At 53.0% G+C, this 19503-nt stretch carries 18 protein-coding genes; all 18 read right to left on the bottom strand.

Annotated elements, in window-relative coordinates; genetic code table 11:
• Nucleotides 1-220 precede the first annotated feature (220 nt).
• Nucleotides 221-1018, bottom strand: coding sequence for an HAD hydrolase family protein (locus AB7C91_RS05135; protein WP_332446822.1), 798 nt, complete (start codon nt 1016-1018; stop codon nt 221-223).
• 8 nt (nt 1019-1026) lie between these two features.
• A complete protein-coding gene (gene pgsA / locus AB7C91_RS05130) occupies nt 1027-1623 on the bottom strand; it encodes a CDP-diacylglycerol--glycerol-3-phosphate 3-phosphatidyltransferase (RefSeq protein WP_428589650.1) in 597 nt (198 codons plus the stop codon).
• A gap of 12 nt (nt 1624-1635) precedes the next feature.
• Nucleotides 1636-3132, bottom strand: coding sequence for a carboxypeptidase M32 (locus tag AB7C91_RS05125; RefSeq protein ID WP_332446824.1), 1497 nt, complete (start codon nt 3130-3132; stop codon nt 1636-1638).
• A 64-nt stretch (nt 3133-3196) separates the two neighbouring features.
• Entirely contained in the window at nt 3197-4942 is a 1746-nt protein-coding gene (thrS, locus tag AB7C91_RS05120) for a threonine--tRNA ligase (protein WP_428589646.1), read from the bottom strand.
• A gap of 356 nt (nt 4943-5298) precedes the next feature.
• Nucleotides 5299-5778: a GAF domain-containing protein gene (locus tag AB7C91_RS05115; RefSeq protein ID WP_428589644.1), complete on the bottom strand. Its 480-nt coding sequence runs from the start codon at nt 5776-5778 to the stop codon at nt 5299-5301.
• Complete coding sequence (locus AB7C91_RS05110) at nt 5775-7256, bottom strand: monomeric [FeFe] hydrogenase (protein WP_332446827.1); 1482 nt, start codon at nt 7254-7256, stop codon at nt 5775-5777. The genes AB7C91_RS05115 and AB7C91_RS05110 overlap by 4 nt, the downstream gene beginning before the upstream one ends.
• Nucleotides 7249-7515: an NAD(P)H-dependent oxidoreductase subunit E gene (locus AB7C91_RS05105; protein WP_332446828.1), complete on the bottom strand. Its 267-nt coding sequence runs from the start codon at nt 7513-7515 to the stop codon at nt 7249-7251. The genes AB7C91_RS05110 and AB7C91_RS05105 overlap by 8 nt, the downstream gene beginning before the upstream one ends.
• A 16-nt stretch (nt 7516-7531) precedes the next feature.
• Nucleotides 7532-8725 carry a SpoIIE family protein phosphatase gene (locus AB7C91_RS05100; protein ID WP_332446829.1) on the bottom strand — a complete coding sequence of 398 codons (1194 nt, stop codon included), beginning with the start codon at nt 8723-8725 and terminating at the stop codon, nt 7532-7534.
• Nucleotides 8722-10533, bottom strand: coding sequence for a [Fe-Fe] hydrogenase large subunit C-terminal domain-containing protein (locus AB7C91_RS05095; protein WP_428589639.1), 1812 nt, complete (start codon nt 10531-10533; stop codon nt 8722-8724). The genes AB7C91_RS05100 and AB7C91_RS05095 overlap by 4 nt, the downstream gene beginning before the upstream one ends.
• Nucleotides 10530-10790, bottom strand: coding sequence for a (2Fe-2S) ferredoxin domain-containing protein (locus AB7C91_RS05090; RefSeq protein ID WP_332446594.1), 261 nt, complete (start codon nt 10788-10790; stop codon nt 10530-10532). The genes AB7C91_RS05095 and AB7C91_RS05090 overlap by 4 nt, the downstream gene beginning before the upstream one ends.
• 199 nt (nt 10791-10989) lie before the next feature.
• Nucleotides 10990-11661 (bottom strand): redox-sensing transcriptional repressor Rex, encoded by a 672-nt coding sequence (locus AB7C91_RS05085; protein ID WP_332446593.1) that lies wholly within the window; start codon nt 11659-11661, stop codon nt 10990-10992.
• Between the two features lie 3 nt (nt 11662-11664).
• Complete coding sequence (ispH, locus tag AB7C91_RS05080) at nt 11665-12522, bottom strand: 4-hydroxy-3-methylbut-2-enyl diphosphate reductase (protein WP_332446592.1); 858 nt, start codon at nt 12520-12522, stop codon at nt 11665-11667.
• 75 nt (nt 12523-12597) lie between these two features.
• A complete protein-coding gene (gene secF / locus AB7C91_RS05075; RefSeq protein WP_332446591.1) occupies nt 12598-13797 on the bottom strand; it encodes a protein translocase subunit SecF in 1200 nt (399 codons plus the stop codon).
• On the bottom strand, nt 13798-15525 hold the full coding sequence (gene secD, locus AB7C91_RS05070; protein ID WP_332446590.1) for a protein translocase subunit SecD: 1728 nt from the start codon (nt 15523-15525) through the stop codon (nt 13798-13800).
• Between the two features lie 27 nt (nt 15526-15552).
• Nucleotides 15553-16008 carry a preprotein translocase subunit YajC gene (yajC, locus tag AB7C91_RS05065; RefSeq protein WP_332446589.1) on the bottom strand — a complete coding sequence of 152 codons (456 nt, stop codon included), beginning with the start codon at nt 16006-16008 and terminating at the stop codon, nt 15553-15555.
• 178 nt (nt 16009-16186) lie between these two features.
• Complete coding sequence (gene groL, locus AB7C91_RS05060; RefSeq protein ID WP_332446588.1) at nt 16187-17818, bottom strand: chaperonin GroEL; 1632 nt, start codon at nt 17816-17818, stop codon at nt 16187-16189.
• Between the two features lie 114 nt (nt 17819-17932).
• A complete protein-coding gene (locus tag AB7C91_RS05055; RefSeq protein WP_332446587.1) occupies nt 17933-18811 on the bottom strand; it encodes a DUF92 domain-containing protein in 879 nt (292 codons plus the stop codon).
• Nucleotides 18808-19476 carry a hypothetical protein gene (locus tag AB7C91_RS05050; RefSeq protein ID WP_332446586.1) on the bottom strand — a complete coding sequence of 223 codons (669 nt, stop codon included), beginning with the start codon at nt 19474-19476 and terminating at the stop codon, nt 18808-18810. The genes AB7C91_RS05055 and AB7C91_RS05050 overlap by 4 nt, the downstream gene beginning before the upstream one ends.
• Nucleotides 19477-19503 lie beyond the last annotated feature (27 nt).

Genomic DNA, 19503 nt, shown 5'->3' with positions numbered 1-19503 from the left:
TCTACTGTTCATCATTATTCCTCGAATTGACTGGGAAGCCCTTACAGCTTCCAAAACACTCGATCAACGACCTTTCGGCAATCATCTCGTGTATATCTTCTCTTCTCTTCTCTCATATATCTGTCAAAAATCTGCCGCATCACGACTTGGTGTCGCTCAGCGTGCTCCGATAACATAACAAAACTCCTCTGCTAGTGTCAAGCAGTCCTCACAAAGAATTTCACAATAATTTACCACGCCTTTCCAGCAATGCATCAACTATCTGTGCAAAGCCGGCCCCGCCTTCTGCTTCAGCTGCATATGCAGGCAACACTTGCATTGATGAAACATGGCGACGGATATTACCTACCCCGAAGCTGACCGGAAAACGAGAAAACATGACTTGGTCATTCGGAGCATCCCCGCAATAACAGCTGTGGTTGCATACGTACTGCTCATCCAACCCAAGCACATCGGAGAAGAAAGCCTTGGTTCCCCGAAACTTGTCGAAGCTGCCGAACCAAGCGTTGATATGGATGGAACTGACCGCCGTCGATGCACCCATCTCCTGGCAGAGGGCAACCACTTGGGCAATCCCGGCCTGGTCGAGATACGGAGGCTCGCTGCCATGGTCGAACGCAATGTCATATAATCGTGCAAACTGGTCACTGGAAAGCTTTGCGTTCGGCACAGAGGAGAGAACCCGTTCCATCAACGCTTTCATCCGATCTTGATATCCATCCTGCACGATGGACGGATGGATGTAGTGTTTGATCGAGCCATCCTTGCGATACAGACAGACCGCCCCGCTCTCACTGAGCACAGCCTCAATCGGCCATTGCCTGAGATAGGTATCGCCCCACCCTGCAGATCCTCCGGTTACACAAATGGTGCGGATACCCGCATTGGCAAGCCGATACAGGGCGTCCAAGGCTTCAGGATGCAATTTCCCCTTCGTGGTGATGGTATCATCCACATCAGTCAACAAAAACGATAGTTTTCCGGCCTCTTCGACGGTGAGATTTGTCAATGCTTGCATGGACGCCCTCATCGTGTCAGGGAAGCAAGGCTCTTGTCTCGGACAATCGCCCTGATATAGGTAAGAAAGGACATCACCGAACTCAACGCTGCAAGGATGAACACCACGGTGAGGACCGGGCGTACGGAAAGCAGGAATGCAAAATCCCCCAACCAATGCTCCAACGCGATGTACAGGATTCCCAACGCACCACTGAGTGCATACAAAACAGCCTTGCTCTTCCCCCAAATGTTTGCAGGGACCGGCTTGCCCTTGCCCATCATCAACATACGGACAAACAGGATGGAGAACTCCCGCCACATGATCAGGATGAACGTCCAAAGCGGCATGATGCCCACACCGCTGAGACATACAAAATACGTCAAACGGGAAAAGGTATCGGCGAACGGATCCATCACCTTCCCCAAATCCGTGACCAAATTCTTCCTACGGGCGATCTGTCCGTCAAGCAAATCAGTGAGCTCGGTCAACAACCACAGAACCAACGTCAAAACGGAAGCGAGACTCTGATAGGAAGGACCGAACCAATACCCAAGATGGAAGGAAAGAAAGAACAACGGCGCCATAATCAGCCGGGATACGGTAAGCTTATTCGGAAGATTCATACATACCTCATGTTAGCCGAACAACCGGCTGAATTTGCCTTCAAGGTAGCTTGTGAAGCAGGTCGCGTCAAGAGCTCGCTTGGTTACCGATTCCAGTGTCTGCAATCCCGTATGCATAGCCCCTTGTGCATATATTTCCGTTTCCAGGAAGTCCTTGATCACACCAAGCTTGCCCGAGCGCAACAGGTCCTCGATCGGCAGCTTCTCTCCTGCATACTGGAAAAACTGTGCCCCATACAGGTTTCCCAGCGCATAGGTGGGGAAATACCCAAAGTCGCCGCTGCTCCAATGCACGTCCTGCAGAACCCCTTCACTCACATTCTTCGGCGTGAAACCAAGCAGACTTCGGGTCAGTTCATTCCATGCTTCCGGCAACTCGCCGATGCTGACCGAACCGTCCAGAATCCGCTGTTCAAGCTCGAAACGGAGCATGATGTGCAAGCTGTAGCTCACCTCATCTGCATTCACCCTGATGGGAGTCCGCTCCACCTTGTTGACAGCTCGGATGAATTGCTCCAAGGAAACAGCATGGGTCTGGTCGGGAAACAGATTTTGGAACAGCGGGTAGTAATGCTCCCAGAAAGCCGGGCTCTTTGCAATCATGTTCTCCCACAGCCGGCTCTGGGATTCATGCAAGCCGAACGAAGCCCCATTTGCCAAGCTGGTTCCCTTGATCCGGCCTTGGGATGCACCCATCTCATACAAGGCATGCCCACCTTCATGAATGGTGGAACTGAAGCTGTCCATGACACTGGGATCGGAATAGCGCGTGGTGATGCGGATATCGTCAGCACCAACCGTGGTGGTGAAGGGATGCACGGTAACCGACAATCCTCCACGCCTGAAATCAAATCCCATATCGGAAAGCACCTGTCGGGCGAATTGCTCCTGCTTATCGATCGGGTAAGGCTGGAACAAGAAATCCGTGCGGACCGGTTGATCACTGATTCGGTCGACAAGACCGACCAGATCATGTTTGATCGAACCGAACAAGGAACGCACCTGCTCGGTTCTCATTCCCTCCTCGAATTCATCCAAAAGGGCATCATAGGGACATTGGTCGGAAGTACACAGCAATTCTGCTTTCCTGCGGACCAAATCCACCATGACCGAAAAGTCCTGGGAAAACACACTCCAGTCACACTGCTTTCTTGCTTTTACCCAACTCTGATGGGCTTTCGCTCCCTGTTCAGAAATTGAACGTACCAACTCCTCAGGAAGTTTGACCTGCTTCTCATATTCCCTTCGTCTGGTTCTGACCAAGGCCTGCTCGAACGGGGTTTCCGCTTGCTTTTCATCTAGGACGGCAAGCAGATCACCCATTTCCGATCCACTGACCAACTCATGTTCCCGGGCGGCGATCCATCCAAGCTGGGCCGCACGTTCTTCCACCCCGAGTTCGGAGAGCGATATCTCCTGATCATAGGAAAGGGTGGAACCTATATGCTCCATCAATACAACCTGTCGATCCAGTGTCTCCAGGCGTTCAAATGCTTCTCGTTGGGTCATGGAACCTCCAAGCGACTGAGAGCCGGATCACTCCGGCTCCCCAGTACGATGTTCACGTTGTTTCTCAGAGCTGCTCTTTGCTCTGCACCTTTGCCCTGACCTGGTCGATGAAAACCTGGGTGGAAAGCCCGTTTTCCTGCTTTCCGGTCCGCAGTCGCACCGAAACCTGGTCATTCTCAGCCTCTCGCTCACCGATGATCACCATATAGGGGATCTTCAGCTGCTGGGCATTGCGAATCTTTGCATTCATCCGGTCATCACCAAGATCTGCAGAAACCCGGAAGCCTTCGCTTCTCAGACGCTTCTCAAGCTCCTTGGCATAATCGAAGAACGTTTCGCCGACCGGAATGATCTTGATCTGCTCGGGACTGAGCCACGGCGGGAACGCTCCGGCATAATGTTCGATGAGCACGCCGAAGAACCGCTCGATCGATCCGAGCAATGCCCGGTGGATCATGTACGGCCGCTTCTCCTGTCCATCCTTATCCACAAAGGTCATATCAAAGCGTTCCGGTTCATTGAAGTCAAACTGAACCGTGGACAGCTGCCATTCACGACCGATGGCGTCCTTGATCTTCAAGTCGATCTTCGGCCCGTAGAAGGCACCGCCGCCCTCATCCACCTCATAGGAAAGACCTTCAGCCACGATGGCTTGGCGAAGCGCTTCGGTGGCGTCGTCCCAGCGTGCAGGATCTCCCACCGACTTCTCCGGCTTCGTGGAAAGATACGCATTGATCTCACGGAATCCGAAACTATGCAGCATATGCAGGGAGAACCGCAAGACCTCGCGGATCTCCTCATTCATCTGGTCGGGAGTCACGAACAGGTGAGCATCATCCTGGGTGAAACCCCGGACCCGCATCAGTCCATGCATGGCGCCGGCTTTCTCATATCGATAGACCGTACCAAGCTCGGCCCACCGGAACGGAAGATCCCGATAGGAATGCTTGCTGTTCTTGTAGATCATGATATGGAATGGGCAGTTCATCGGCTTCACATAGTAGTCGCTCTTGTCCATTTCCATCGGAGGATACATGCCTTCCTTGTAGAACCCAAGATGCCCGCTGGTCTCCCACAGCCAGGAACGTCCGATATGGGGGGTATAGACCATTTCATAGCCATTGGCATAATGCTCCTGGCGCCAGAAGTTCTCGATCGCCTGTCTGACCCTCGCCCCCATCGGATGCCAGTACACCAAACCGGGACCGGCCTCTTCATGAAGGCTGAACAAATCAAGATCCTTGCCGAGCTTACGGTGGTCCCGTTTCTCAACATCCTCAAGATGCTGGAGATACAAGCGGAGCTCCTTTGCATTCGCCCACGCCGTCCCATAGATGCGGGTGAGCATGGGATTGGTCTCCTTGCCTCTCCAATAAGCGCCTGCGATGCTCATCAGCTTGAACGCATCCCCTTTGAGCTCCTTGGTCGAATCCACATGGGGGCCACGGCACAAATCGGTGAAGCCCCCTTGGTTGTAGAGAGAGACCTCCTCATCCTCGGGGATCGCCTGAAGCAGCTCAAGCTTGTACTTCTGGTCGGCAAACTGCTTCTGCGCCTCTGCACGACTGACCACCGTCCGGACGAACTTCTTGTCCTCGGCTATGATGGCACGCATCCGTTCGCTGATCTCTTCCAGATCCTCGGTCACCAACTGACGGGGTAAATCGAAATCATAATAAAACCCGTTCTCGATCGCAGGGCCGATGGCTATCTGCGCATCAGGAAACATCTGCAGCACGGCCTCTGCCATGACGTGCGCCATCGAGTGCCTAATCTTGGAGAGTTTCTCTCCTGCATCTTCCTTTGCCATACTATCTCCTTCCCAGAGTATATTCCACATAAAAAAAGAGCCTTCATGCCTTCCCTCGCCGGGCGGCATCTTCCACCACCGGCAAGGACGAAGACATGAGGGCTCTCATGTTCCGCGGTTCCACCTTGCTTCCCTTCCCGCTCCAAAGGTATCGGAAAGGACACTCAAGTACCTGTATCGCCAGGTGTGCGGCATAATCTACTGGGTTTCCCGTTCGGTATGCGGCTCAAAAGGGGTTTTCATCGAGCGCTTGCCGGATTCCTCTCAACCAAGGGAATCCTCTCTGTGGCTCCGCTTCCGGTTACTCGTCTTTCTCATCGCCTTACTGCATAGAATGCGTACATTGGGGAATTTAGTCAAGTCCAAAGCCTATGGGACAGCAAAGCGGCCACTGCTTCCATATCGCGCTGGTCTTCTTCAGTGAAACGACCCACTTCGGCGCTGTCGATATCCAATACGCCCACCACATCGTGCGACGGAGAGAACAAAGGAATGACCAACTCGCTTTGCGACGCACTGTCGCATGCAATATGGTCGGGAATCTGGTGTACGTCGGCAATCCGTACACTCTGCTTTGTCCGGGCCGCCAGTCCGCAGACACCCCTTGTGAAACTGATATCGGTACACGCAACCTTGCCCTGGAACGGGCCGAGCACCAACCGCTCGGTTCCGGGGACGGTGAGATAGAATCCCACCCAGATGACCCGTTCCAAATGTTCGCACAACAAAGCTGAAGCATTCGCCAGATGACAATACCTTCGTTCGGTGCTTCCATCCCAATCATGTACCAGAGCTTCCATCTGGGAAAGCAAGGATCCACCACCCAATTCAATCATACGCCACCCTCCTTGGGGCCCAATACGGACCGCATCGCCTTGACCGGCATGGTTGCCTTGTCGCCACCGCGAAGCTTGACTGCGACCGAAGGCTTGACCACCACCCCCGGACCGTTGATGCAGCCGCCTTCACAACACATCACTTCCACCAAATCTGTTTCCACCGGTCGTCTCTCCCAGACTTTCATGGCTCTGAACATCTTCTTGTCGATTCCGTTGATCGGAAGAACCGTTATCTCCGAACCGGCAGTCATCCGGGAGAGCACACAGGAAGCAACCCCGCCGGAAAGTGCAAATTCCCGGCAATCCACAAAGGATGCGGTATCACCAAGGTCGGCACTCACCATCTCCCGAACATCAACCCCCCGGGCAATGAAAAGGGAAGCCAGCTCACTGAAGGTTATCACCCCGTCCAACGTCCCCAATCTGACGGCTTCTACTTTCTTGGCAAGACAGGGGCCGATGAACACCGTCTTCGCCTCGGGATGCAGCTGCTTCGCCAGCAGGGCGGCATATCCCATAGGGGAAAGTGCAGACGAGCGATGTTCGGACAGGAACGGCAGATGCTTGTCGATCAGTTCCATGTATGCAGGACAACAGCTGGTGGTCAGATACCCCTTGCCCGCCAGCTTGCGTTCATTCAACTCTGAGGCCTCATGTTCACAGGTGATGCGTGCACCTTCACTGACCTCGATCACCTGGGAAAATCCTACGGCCAGCAAGGCTTGCTTGATCTGCGCCAAGGTCCCCGGAAACTGGCCTTCAATCGCCGGTGCAATCAAGGCGGTAACCGGTTCATTATCCTTCAGAATCTTTGCAACGGGAAGGACGGAGGAGCGATCGACAATCGCCCCAAACGGGCAACTCATCGCACATCGGCCGCAACTGATGCATTTCTCATAATCAATCTCGACGTACCCATCCTCGTTCTTCTTCACCGCATTCACCGGACAAGCTTCCTCGCAGGGGACGGGAATATGGACCACGGCATGGAAAGGGCACACCTCCTTGCACTTGCCGCAACGGATGCATCGGTTCTCATCAATGTGGGCCTGTCCATTGGAAAAGCTGATGCAATCCTTCGGACAATTGGCCAGGCAGGGTCTGGCGAAACACCCCCTGCAGGCATCGCTGATCAGATACCGGTCCGGTGGACAGGAGGAACAGGCTGTATTGATGGTGGTCAAAATGGGAAGCGTCGGACGATGGCTGCCGAGTGCTTCCTGTACATAGGCACCGAGCCCCTTCATCTCATCGTCCTCATGCTCGATGTCCACCCCCAGCAAAGCCATAATCCGGTAACGGACCATCGCCCGTTCCTTATAAATGCAGCAACGGTTGGGAACCCTCTGCTTGGGAATGAGTCTGAATGGGATTGCATCGGCATGCTCGGCAAGGGTCCCTGCAAAGAACTCCTTGAGCACCTCGGTCTGGACCTGTCGCTTGATTACCGTATACTGGTTGTTCAATTCAAGCATGAATCGCCTCCGAAAGCAGTTTGCACAACTTTTCCTGGGTCATATCCCCATAGAGTTTCCCGTTTATCTCCACAAAGGGAGGCCGTTCGTTCGATTCGGCCATTTTACAGCCTCCCAAGCAGGAAACACCCTCCAATTCACAGGTCGCCAGCACCACCGGGTCCAAGAATTCATTATACAGAAGCAAATCGGCTCCTCCTTGGACAAAACAAGCCGTCCCCACGCAGATTTTTACCGTTACTTTCTCTTTCCTGTTCATCACCTGCTCCTTCCCGCTAGATGTATTGCTGCGAGGTTTCCTTTAAATAATTCTCTTCCAAAGCCTTTCTCAAACGTCCGATCAAAGTCCTGCGTATACCGATTTCCACCGGGATGCTCGGGTCCTGATGCGCCTCGTTGATTTTCGTTCCGACCAGAAAGTGCACTTGATCGCTTTCCTGCATGACACTGATGAATTTCTTCACCGCATCGTCGGGCAGTGAACTCAACGGGGTCTTCTCCTCCAAGGCGCTGGCCACTTTGCTGAGGGTCAGCATCCCCTCACTGACCAAATCGATGCCTTCCATGACCGAACACGGCGGGACCTGGGGTGACCAGCAGTGCAGGTCGACCTTCAGCGGCTTGCCCAACAAACGGGAAACGATCTGGGCCGTCGTTCCTCCGCTGATGATCTTCTTACCTTCGAACGATCGGATCGCATCCACCATCTGCTGGTCATGCTCCTTGGTGAATGGCGGTCCGGTAACCACCAACGTCCGCCTCGGTCTGCGTACATATACCACCATACAGGTGATATCGTCCTTTGCACAGAGGCGATCAAGCGCATGCGCCCGATGCACGATCGCCTGCGCAAGATCATGACTGGAAATGTCAGGGTCAGCTGCAATTCTGGTTTGTACAAACCGCTTTACGCCATCCAGCCGCCAACCGAGAGGAAGTTCCTTGCCCATTCCCGCCTGGGTGACCCCATCACTGAAGATTACCAATCTGCTGCCGATGTTCAGCCTCAGGTGGGAGTGTCCGAGAACTTCCTTCTTGAACGCACCGTCACGATGCAGTTCGATCTGCTTCGGCTGCCAGGCATATTCGGAGCTGCCATGGAATACCAACGCCGAAGGATTGTCGTACTCCACCAGATTTACCGTGATCTCATCAGGGCTGGCAGGGCGAAGATCGGCGATGGTAAACGTGGAATAACTGATCTTGCGCTGCTTGCAGACCGGAAGTGTATTCATGATGATCTGCGCCGAATGCGTCAGATCCATCGGGCTGAAACTCAACTTGTGGGCCATCCGTGCGGTCAGACTTGCCAATACATTCGCCTTTACGCCGCTGCCGAGCCCATCACTGAGCGTGCAAACAATCTGATTGCTCTCCTTATCCCGGGAAAGCAGAAACACATCCCCTCCAATCTTCTGATCATGCTTGTATATCTGGGCATAATCGACATCAAGGAATACGTCGTTCATTGCTCTTCCTTGGCCAGACCATCACCTTGGTTGGTGTCAGGCACCTTAAAGGCGTCAATCAGACTATTGAGCATGATTTCGGTCTCTGCTGCATTCTCTCCGAGCAGACTGGCTATCTGTTGCACGGTTTCCAAGCTCTTCTGGATGACATCCTCGGCCTTCTTGATCACTGTCTCACGTCGCACCGTCGGTGTGGTTATATCCTCGAACAAAGCACCTACCAGATGCTGCTGCTCCACCGAGAAAAAGGTCGTCTTCAGAAAGGTATCCTGATAATGCAGGTTGTATTGCCGTGCCTTGGGCGACCCGAATTGCTCGGAAAACCTCTCGGAGAAGGGGACGAACCGTTCAACCGGCAAATCCTTGACCAAGTTGAGGTATGACTGTTCCAGTGCAAAATCGAGATCGCCGAACAACGTGAGAAAGCCGTTGTTGCAATCAACGATTCTCAACTTTTCATCCACGATGACCACCCCGATGGGAATTGTCCGCAGCAGAACGTCGATTTTGCTTTGGGCTTCCTTGCGCATTTTGGTGACGCACATCTCCATCTCGGCCATTCCGTCAAGATAGGCGATCGCCATCTCCCGACAACTGTTGTAGCCGCAGCCGCCGCAATTCAATTCATCGGATTTATCCCGCTTCCCCAACACTCTCAGTGCACGATCGATATCCTCTTCACGATGGGAAGAGACAAACGAGGAAACAGGAATATCCGATTCCCCGGCATGTTTCGAATCAATGATGGCATACCCCTTGGCCAGCAAATCGGCGACAAAGGAAGGGGCGCCTTGGAACAGAGGCCCCGATTGCGAAATACGGCTTCTGGTGAACCGGGTCGCATACCCCTTCTTGAGTGCAGAGGACCGACCCTTTTCACTCCCGCTTCCGTTGATGCAACCACCTTCGCAGAAAAGCAGCTCCATAAAATCGCTGGAGAGCTGGCCGGATTGCATGCCTTTCAGCGTTCCTTCAATCTGATTGGACCCACTGACCGCCACCGCCTTGGTCTGGAAAGGATCGCCACCCCACCGAAGGGATGCTATCATGCCCCCCTCGATCGGATAGAGGGTGGACTTTCCCGCCCGTGCGGGAACAAAGGAGTATGCTTGGGATGGATCGGCAGCCAACTTCGCTTCCATCAGGCCAAGGTCCAAGCCTTCCAGATGCAACCAGGTACGAAGTTCCTCATAGGTGAGGGCAAAATCGGGATACCCCGGGGTTTGGTCGGCTTCCACCTTCTTCGCGATGCACGGGCCTATGAACACAATGCCGATATCATCCCCATACAGAAAGCGCAAATACGCGCTATGACATTGCAGAGGAGAGGGAATCTTGCCAAGATGGGGAACCAAGGATGGGTAATATTTCTTGACCATCTGCACCACCGTAGGACAGGCGGTGGAAATCCAAGGGCAAGTCCCCTCATGTTGGTCGGCGTATGTCTCGATTGCCTCATTGACCAAGGCCGCGCCAAGGGCGGTCTCGCTGACTGCCGTGAAACCCAAACGATGCAAGGCAAGCACCAATGCATCCATACTGCAGGAAAATTCAGCTGCCGCAGACGGGGCAAGCGAACAGTACACTGCCCTTCCTCCGGTCAGAAACTGCCGTACCCGGGCCAGATCATTACGGATTTTCTTTGCATGGGAAGGACAGATATCCACACAATGCCCGCAGTAGATGCACCGGTCCTTTACGACCACCGCCGATCCATCCTTGACCTGGATCGCTTTCACCGGACAGCCGCGTACACATTTATAGCAATCGCGGCACTCGGTGAGCTCGGTATATATCGGGTGTATCATGTAGTTTGTTTCCTGAGCGTGAGCGATTGCTTGACCAAGGCCACCACGCCTTCGGCGTCAAGCTCTCGGTAGGCTTGATCCCCGATGCGGACATTCGGCCCCTTCGAACAGGCGCCCAGGCACAAGTGCCCGACCAATTCCACCTGATCAGCCAACCCTTCATTGCGCAAGAACGTCTCCAACGCCTGCAAGGTCTGGGAATTGCCTCGTGCAAAACAGGAACTCCCCATGCACAATTCGACTACCAACCTGTCCATGCTGTACCCTCATATTCCTAACATTGGGTCTCATCGTATTCACTTATGGCTGTAAAGTCAATAATTTATGAAAAATTGAGTTTTTATTATCTTATGTTTGTGATTTATGAGAATTATATTCAATCAAACATACTATTAATATTCTTATAGGAATATTAATAAGGGATGTCTTCATGACACCCCTGCATCAGGCACACCCTTACCACTCATCTTCCTCTGAAAGAAGCTGCTCCTTGCTCATCTTGCGCTTTACCTTCGCAGAAAGGACGGCGAAGCTGGTTGCAAGATCGGTACGTTGTACGACCACCCGTTCAGGCAGTTTCAGATCCTTGGGGGCAAAATTCCAAATTGCCAGAATCCCGCACTCCACCACCAATTCGGAAACTTCCTGTGCTTGGGCGGCAGGAACGGCAAGAACGGCGATGTTCACATGGTTTTCCTCAATGTATTGCTTCAATGAATCGAGGGGAAATACCGGGACCTCACCCAATTTGCTGCCCCATTTCTGTTTGTCGATGTCAAACGCTGCAACAATCTTTAAACCGTAGGTCTCAAAACCTTCATAGCGAGCTAGCGCGGAACCAAGGTGCCCGGCTCCGATCAAGATCGCATCGGTTGCGTTGTCCCATCCAAGTGTATGAATAATGGCATCGATGAGTTTGGTCACCGTAAAGCCCACTTTCGGTTTGCCTTCGATACCGGTGCAGGAAATATCCTTGCGTACCTGGATGGGCTTGAGTCCCAGCTCCTCGGCCAACATGGTGGCCGATACCATTTCCAGGCCTTGCTCGTGATATCCTTTGAGCAGCCTCAGATAGGAAGGAAAACGTTTGATGGTAGGAATCGGAATCCCCCGGTAATCTGTTGCCATGTATTACTCCTCTTCTAGCTTCTCTACAATACGTTGAATCAAGGAAGGCGGGGTCGAAGCCCCTGCAGTTATGCCCAGTATAGCACAGGCATACATATCTTCGGTGATTTGTGTCTCATCCTCAATATGCCAGGCTTTCTTTCCTTGTTGCACCACCAATTCGTACAGGGCATTGGTGTTTGCACTCTCCTTACCCCCGATAACCACGACCCCGTCGCACGCTCGGGCAAGCGAGAGAACCGCCTCCCGCCTGTTGATCGAAGAGGGACAAATCTCATTGACGAACACAAGCTCACACCCACGGGTGCACCAATGCGTCAAGGCTTGTTTGATTTCGATCCATTGCTGTTGGTCGAACGTCGTCTGGACAAATACAGCATACCGCCCGTCCTGCTGAGCAACCCCTATATGTTCGATATCGGTGATCAACTTGGAGAAAATCGGCTGCCCAGCGACCATCACGCCCTGCATTGCTGCTGTTTCCGGATGATGGGCATGCCCGACAATCACAATACGGTGGGTTTTGCTGTATTCAGCGATCAAATGCAGATTCCGTTTGACGACTGGACAGGTGGCATCGACGATTTCGAATCCCGATTCCAGAAAAGCTGTACGCGTCGCATCGGGTATCCCATGAGCACGCAGCACCACTACACCCTGTGCGTGGCCCTCGGGGCCTTCAATCTCCTCCATACCTTGCTGGGCAAAGCATGCGCAGACCTGTCTGTTATGGATCAATTTACCCATGGAATATACCGGTTTTCCCTTCAGTGCCGCTTGGCTGATGGCATTTTCAGCCATACCCAATGCACGGGAAACCCCTTTGCAATATCCCATGGTTTGTGACAATACGATCTTCATAGCTTCCTAGTATGACGAAAAAGCTGTCGCAAGGTAACCCCTACGACAGCATGGTTGAATCTTCGAAACGAGTGGTTATACGGCACTCTTGGGTTCGATGTCCACCTTTTTCTGTGCCTTGCTGATCCAATACAGCATTGCCGGGGCAAGCAGGTTGGATGAGTAGGTACCGAATACGATGCCGAGCAGCATGTTGATTGCAAAGAGGCGGATATCGCCGGAAGCAAAAATTGCCAGCGGAAGAATCGCCATCAAGGTGGTGACGGCGCTCATAACCGTTCTGGACATTGACTGCGACACGCTCTTGTCTATCTGTGCTGCAAGCCCGATCTGTTTGTGCAACGTCACATTCTCACGCACACGGTCGAAAATAACGATCGTGTTGTTCAGCGAGTACCCGATGATCGTCAGCAAAGCTGCGATCGTCGTACTTGAGAATTCAAGACGCATCAGTGAAATGAAGGTGAGCATCATGAATACGTCATGCACCAGGGCGATCAGGGAAGAGACGGCATAGGCAAAGCGGAACCGGATCCATACATAGACCAGAATCAACGCCATAGCGGCAAGGATGGCCATGATGGAACTGGAAAGCAAGGTGGCGCTGAACTTCGGTCCGATGTAGTCGCTCTGCAGGACCACGACGTTTCCTTCACCGAAAGCTGTGGCAAGGGCTTGTTTCACCTCAGCCTCCATGGAAGCCTGGGTGCCGTTGTCCTTGATCCCGAAGCGGACCTGGAACATCTGGTTCGAATCAGCACCGACGGTCTGCACCTTCACATTTCCCAAGGAAGAGAGGGCGGAGCGGACGTTCTCAATGGAAGTCGTCCCGCTGCTTCTGAAATTCAACTTGGTCGGTGTTGAGGAAAGCGTGGCCGGAAAGCCGTATCCGCTGAGCAGATCCGCTGTCTTCAAAGAACCGTCGATTACGGTTGCGTTGATCTTATCCACTGCATCGAGGGCTGCACCAAGATCGGCTGCGGTCGCGTAGGAAGCTGCATGGAAGCTGGTTGTGGAAACACCCTCCTCACCGCGAATCTCGAGCGTCAGGGCATTGCCGCTGACAGACAGGACTGCATCCTTCGTACCGCTGTAGGTCACTTCAAGACCGACAGGAGCAACCTGAATCCGCTGACTCAGACCGCTTTCAAAGTCGACCCCGAGGTTGAAGCCACCAAAGACGAACAAGGAGATGACACCGGCAAGCAGGAGGACACCAGCCAATGCCCAGGCATACCAGCGCAATTTAATGACAGGAATATCTTTCTTAAGCATTTAGTTTTTCCTCCAGCTGATGTGCAGCTTCTTACCCTCACGGTCCACCACCGTCGCATCGAAGATAAGATGCGAGACGAACAGGGCGGTGAACACCGAACTGACAATACCAATGGCCAATGTGTTCGCGAAGCCCTTGACCGAACTGCTTCCCAACTGGGACAGCACCAACGCAGCGATGATCGTCGTGATGTTGGCGTCCATGACGGTCCAGAACGCCTTGTCGAAACCTGCTTTCACCGATGCGATGTCGCTCTTGCCGAGTCTTCTCTCTTCCTTGATACGCTCATAAATGATGACGTTGGTGTCTACGGCCATACCCAAGGTGAGAATGAGACCGGCGACACTGGTCAAGGTCAACGTGAAATTGAAAGCAGAGAGTACACTGACCATGATGAACAGGTTGAACAACAAGGCAAGGTCGGCGACCAAGCCGCTTGCACTGTAGTATGCGAACATCAGCAGGACCACCAGAACGAAGCCGATCGCAATCGCCTTCAGACCAGCGGCAACAGCATCCTCTCCAAGGGTTGCACCCACAGCCTGCTGGCTGGAAACAACCAACTCGATCGGCAGGGCTGCCGTACGCAACACGATCGCAAGATCGTTGGCTTCAGCCGCGTTGAATCCGGAAATCTGGACACTGTTTCGGATGCCTTCATTGATGGTGGCCATTGCCTTCACCTTCCCATCCATGACAACCGCCAAGGTGTCACCGACATGGGTGGAGGTAAGCTTGTAGAAAATGTCACCACCAAGGCTGTCAAGCTGGAAGTTCACGACCGGACGGCCGGTGATTCCATCGGTTCCGGTGGTGGCGCTCTCCAGATGCATTCCATCCAATCCCACTTCCTCATTAACCACGACATAGCTTTCCAGCTCGTCGATGCCATAGGCGTCGCTGACGTAGTAACCAGCGGCAATTTTGCCTGCAGGCAGGAAGTCAGGCTGCTTCAGGGCACCGGTGTCGGTGTACACTTCGGAAGGATTAGCCTTGTAATAGTCATTGAGCTGCTGGGTCAAGGTGGTGTCGACCATCTTGAATACCAAGGATCCCTTGCCGCGAAGGAAGGAATTCACGCGTTCCGGATCAGCAGCACCAGGAACCTCGATGAGGATCTGATCGGTTCCCTGCAATCTGATGACCGGTTCACTGACTCCGAATTGGTCGATACGCTTCTCGAGGATCTCGATATCCTGCTTGATCGCAGTGGAAATCTCCGAGGCGGAAGCGTTGCTCCCCTTTTTTGCTTCAAATGCAGCGGTATCCGCCTCAAGCAGGATGCTCATACCACCACGAAGGTCCAAGCCCAGTTGCAAAGCCTTGTTGCCGAGGGTCTTCAGGTCCAGCAGACTGGAACGGTAGTACGATTCGGCGGCATCGAACATGTTCTGTTCATTGTAGAATCCGCCGAAGAGACTTTCCAGCGTCCAAGTCTTGGGTACGGGCTGCTTCATGGCCTTGTAATTGGCCTTTGCTGCATCCTTCAGATAATCATACTGTGCAGGAAGGGCTGCCTTGGCATCCTTCGCAATCAGATCCTTGAGGGCGCGGAGATCACGTGAAGCCTGTCCACGGGAATACTCCTTAATCTGTACATTTGAGCCTGTTGCCAATTCCTTGGCGTCCTGCGGTACAAATCCATACCACTTGACCGTGGGATAGAGGAAATATCCACACAACAAGACGACCGCCAGAACGATCACCAGACGACTCCGTTTTTTCATGATACTCTCCAGATAGTCTAAATAGAATTATTTGTTGTCTTTCGATTCAGCATCAGCTTCGACTACAGTCGTTTCGGCTTTGGCTTCCGTATCCTGAGGAGCAGTAACCTGCTCTTCCTTCTTGCTCTTCTTCTTGCTGGAAGTCGAAGCACCTTCGGCCTTACGGTCGACGATACTGCTGATGGCATTCCTGGAGAACTCAAGACGAGTGTTGTCATCCACTTTGACCACCACGGTAGTCTCTTTGACTGCCAGAACGGTCCCATGGATACCACCGATGGAGACAACCTTGTCTCCCTTCTTGATGGAGGCAAGCATCTCCTTGGTCTCCTTGTCCCGTTTCTTCTGCGGACGGATGATCAAAAAGTAGAAAATGACAATGATGAGACCAAACGTGATGAAGGTCGTCATCATAGAACCGGTGGAGCTCGCGGCGCCGCCGGTCGACTCCGGAGCGGCTAAAGCACTAAGCAATGAAAGCATGGGTGATCCTCACTTTGCATGAAAATGGATGGCATCGTAATACAAGGACAACGCTGCGTCCGATTTTCCAAGTATCGATTAAAGTAGCACGTTCATACTAGGGTAGTCAAGTTTTCCATAGCATGGCCCGGATACAGCAAAGGGGCCGCAGTTGCGGCCCCCCTGTTGAGGCATGGTCTTACATCATTCCGCCCATTCCCTCGGCGCCCGGCGCTACGGGGGCTGGGGGAGCAGGAATATCGGTGACAGCACATTCGGTGGTCAGGATCAAAGCCGCGATGGAAGCTGCATTCTGCAGTGCACTGCGGGTGACCTTCACCGGATCGATGATGCCGCTTTCGAACATGTTGACCCACTTGAAGCCATCGGCATCGAACCCGACACCCGGCTTCTCATGCTTGCACTTGTCTGCAATCAACGAACCGTCAAGCCCTGCATTCTCGGCAATCTGGCGGATCGGTTCCTCAAGGGCGCGGCGAACAATCTTGTACCCGACCTTCTCGTCCTCGGTAAGCTTGGACAGATCGATCTTCTCCATCATCTGGGTTGCCTGCACCAATGCAACACCACCTCCAGGGATAACCCCTTCCTCAATGGCTGCACGGGTTGCCGAAAGGGCGTCCTCCACCCGATGCTTCTTTTCTTTCAACTCAACTTCGGTGGCTGCACCAACGTTCAGGACAGCTACGCCTCCGGCGAGCTTTGCAAGCCGTTCCTGGAGCTTCTCACGGTCATAGTCGCTGGTGGTATCACCAATCTGGACCTTGATCTGTGCTATACGATCCTTGATGTCACTCTGCTTGCCGTTGCCGTTGATGATGGTGGTATTCTCTTTCTCCACCTTCACGCTCTTGGCACGACCAAGCTGGGAGAGATCAGCATTCTCGAGTTTCAGGCCGAGCTCTTCGCTGATCACTTCACCACCGGTGAGGATGGCAATATCCTCAAGCATTGCCTTGCGGCGGTCGCCGAACCCGGGAGCCTTCACTGCTACAACATTCAGGATGCCGCGAACACTGTTCACCACGAGGGTTGCCAAGGCTTCACCGTCGACATCCTCTGCAATGATGAGCAGCGGCTTGCTGGACTGTGCAATCTTCTCCAGAATGGGGAGCAGCTCCTTCATGTTTGAAATCTTCTTGTCATAGATCAAGATGAACGGATCATCCAGAACTGCGGTCATGGTATCACGGTTGTTGCAGAAATATGCGGAGAGATACCCACGATCGAACTGCATCCCCTCGACGAAATCGGTGGTGGTTTCAATGGTCTTGGATTCCTCGACAGTGATGACGCCATCCAGACCGACCTTCTCCATGGCATTGGCGATTTCATCGCCGATGGTGCGATCATTGTTGGCGCTGATGGAAGCAACCTGAGCGATTTCTTCCTTGTCCTTGATCATCTTGGCCTGTTTCTTGATCTCATTGACGGCATCGGTAACAGCTTTGTCGATACCACGGCGGATACCCATCGGATTCACTCCGGCTGCCACACTCTTCATACCCTCTTTGGTGATCGCCCAGGCAAGTACCGTAGCGGTGGTGGTACCGTCTCCGGCGACATCATTGGTCTTGGTTGCGACTTCCTTGAGAAGCTGGGCGCCCATGTTCTCAAACGGATCCTCAAGCTCAATCTCACGAGCTACGGAGACACCGTCTTTTGTTACGGTGGGAGCACCAAACTTCTTGTCCAGTACCACCAGTCTTCCCTTCGGCCCTAGAGTCGCCATGACTGCGCGGGAGATCTTTTCAACACCAGTCACCAAAGACTTGCGTGCCTCTTCATTGAACTGCAATTGTTTTGCCATACGATATATCCTCACTTAAAGAATATGTGGTGCGATTACACATGATAGACCTCTTTGGCCCACCGTCATGTAACATACAAAGAAAAAAGCTCAGAAGCAAGTGGAAAATGCACATTACCCGATTATCAGGACCAAGGATAGAGCCAGAAGTGCTGAAACCACATTGCTCATCAGATTCACCATATCATTGTCGATCCAACGGATCCCTCTTACCAACGGCAGTGCTTTGCCGTTTACGCTAGGATGTTCGGTAAGCCGGTCATTCGCCTCATCATAATAATGGGCCTGCACCGTCGCTCCCAGGACACTGTCGATCAAGCAGCCGAAAAAGGAACTTGCACCGATGACCGAGGCATACGCCGCACTCTTTCCCGTCAAAGGAAGGAAACAGCCCCAGACACACAAGGCGATGAGCAAAGCACCCACCAATGCTGCAACAAATCCCAGAGCGCTGACCGCACCGCTCAGACCGGGTTTCATGGGCCGGCCGGTAATGATGGAAACCGGGTTTGTCTTGGACAGGATCCCCACCTCACCGGCGAAAGTATCGCTGGCAGCCTCCCCGACGGCCGCACCGAACATGACCAAGAATGGGATGGATGGGTTGAACGCATACAGCAATGCACCGACAAGTGCCATCAAACCATTGGCATACACCTGCATAGCATCCCGCTTGCCCCCCTTGCGATGAATTTTCATGGTATCGACGAAACCGATCCGCTTGGCAAGTTTCCCCAGGAAGGCTGCTGCAATGAAAAACAGCAACAGCGTCGCCAACGCCCCGAATCCCAGAATCCAGGTACTTCCCAAGCCCACCAAAAAGGCGGCTGCAGATCCTCCGACGGTCAACTGTCCGGCGGCATATGATGCGACAGCCACCACCACCATGATGAAAACCAATGCCCAGAAGGCAAACGGCAGGGAGAAAAAGAAACCATTGAACAAGGAAGTAAGCGAAGCGTTGGGGGGCACCAGATTCGCATACGCATTCATACAAACACCTCGACCAGCAGTGCAGCAACCAACGGCACCGACAGATTGTCCAGCCCAAGTGGGGTCAAGGCCTCCACCAAGGTGGCGATCAGGCTGACCAACACGGAGACGAACAAAGTCATGCCGAATGACAGCGGAGCGTAGGCGATCAAGGCAATGAAGGTGATCAGGAAACTTACAATCGCCATGGTGAGACTGCCTACAAACGACTTTTTTGCCATCCGGATCGGCAGATGCTTCTTTCCCCATTTATGCCCGATCAAGGCAGCCAATCCATCACCGTACCCCATGACCAATACGCCTATGGTGCAGGCCAGGGAAGAGACCAAGCCCTGGTATTGCAGAATTACCAGAATCACCAAGGTTATGGGGAAATAGATCAATCCATAGTTGCGCTTGCGGTCGTCCATCCCCAATGCCTTGCCCCAACCCAGAAACGTGAACAGGCTGTTGACGATGATGAATACGATCGGACCGACCAAGGCATAGGAAAAGGAGGTGAAGAACGCCAATTCAAGGAACCACCAGTTGGATACCCCGATGTGGACGAACTTACGCATGGATTCACTGGAAATCGAGTATACATGCCGCAGCGCGATACCGACTGCAATGACTACGGCGAGAAAGGGAAAGGAAACAAGCAAACCTATGATATTACTATTCATGTGCGTCATCATGCAAAGAATGTATAA

Origin of the sequence: Sphaerochaeta sp., from assembly GCF_050256055.1 — a bacterium.
Classification (GTDB): domain Bacteria; phylum Spirochaetota; class Spirochaetia; order Sphaerochaetales; family Sphaerochaetaceae; genus Sphaerochaeta.
The sequence above is the reverse complement of the archived record's forward strand: the minus strand, read 5'-3'. Positions and strand labels throughout refer to the sequence as shown.

Excerpts from the sequence above, each read along its gene's own strand:
- AB7C91_RS05135 (WP_332446822.1), bottom strand. The coding sequence starts at position 1,018 with ATGCAAGCATTGACAAATCTCACCGTCGAAGAGGCCGGAAAACTATCG.
- pgsA (WP_428589650.1), bottom strand. The coding sequence starts at position 1,623 with ATGAATCTTCCGAATAAGCTTACCGTATCCCGGCTGATTATGGCGCCG.
- AB7C91_RS05125 (WP_332446824.1), bottom strand. The coding sequence starts at position 3,132 with ATGACCCAACGAGAAGCATTTGAACGCCTGGAGACACTGGATCGACAG.
- thrS (WP_428589646.1), bottom strand. The coding sequence starts at position 4,942 with ATGGCAAAGGAAGATGCAGGAGAGAAACTCTCCAAGATTAGGCACTCG.
- AB7C91_RS05115 (WP_428589644.1), bottom strand. The coding sequence starts at position 5,778 with ATGATTGAATTGGGTGGTGGATCCTTGCTTTCCCAGATGGAAGCTCTG.
- AB7C91_RS05110 (WP_332446827.1), bottom strand. The coding sequence starts at position 7,256 with ATGCTTGAATTGAACAACCAGTATACGGTAATCAAGCGACAGGTCCAG.
- AB7C91_RS05105 (WP_332446828.1), bottom strand. The coding sequence starts at position 7,515 with ATGAACAGGAAAGAGAAAGTAACGGTAAAAATCTGCGTGGGGACGGCT.
- AB7C91_RS05100 (WP_332446829.1), bottom strand. The coding sequence starts at position 8,725 with ATGAACGACGTATTCCTTGATGTCGATTATGCCCAGATATACAAGCAT.
- AB7C91_RS05095 (WP_428589639.1), bottom strand. The coding sequence starts at position 10,533 with ATGATACACCCGATATATACCGAGCTCACCGAGTGCCGCGATTGCTAT.
- AB7C91_RS05090 (WP_332446594.1), bottom strand. The coding sequence starts at position 10,790 with ATGGACAGGTTGGTAGTCGAATTGTGCATGGGGAGTTCCTGTTTTGCA.
- AB7C91_RS05085 (WP_332446593.1), bottom strand. The coding sequence starts at position 11,661 with ATGGCAACAGATTACCGGGGGATTCCGATTCCTACCATCAAACGTTTT.
- ispH (WP_332446592.1), bottom strand. The coding sequence starts at position 12,522 with ATGAAGATCGTATTGTCACAAACCATGGGATATTGCAAAGGGGTTTCC.
- secF (WP_332446591.1), bottom strand. The coding sequence starts at position 13,797 with ATGCTTAAGAAAGATATTCCTGTCATTAAATTGCGCTGGTATGCCTGG.
- secD (WP_332446590.1), bottom strand. The coding sequence starts at position 15,525 with ATGAAAAAACGGAGTCGTCTGGTGATCGTTCTGGCGGTCGTCTTGTTG.
- yajC (WP_332446589.1), bottom strand. The coding sequence starts at position 16,008 with ATGCTTTCATTGCTTAGTGCTTTAGCCGCTCCGGAGTCGACCGGCGGC.
- groL (WP_332446588.1), bottom strand. The coding sequence starts at position 17,818 with ATGGCAAAACAATTGCAGTTCAATGAAGAGGCACGCAAGTCTTTGGTG.
- AB7C91_RS05055 (WP_332446587.1), bottom strand. The coding sequence starts at position 18,811 with ATGAATGCGTATGCGAATCTGGTGCCCCCCAACGCTTCGCTTACTTCC.
- AB7C91_RS05050 (WP_332446586.1), bottom strand. The coding sequence starts at position 19,476 with ATGAATAGTAATATCATAGGTTTGCTTGTTTCCTTTCCCTTTCTCGCC.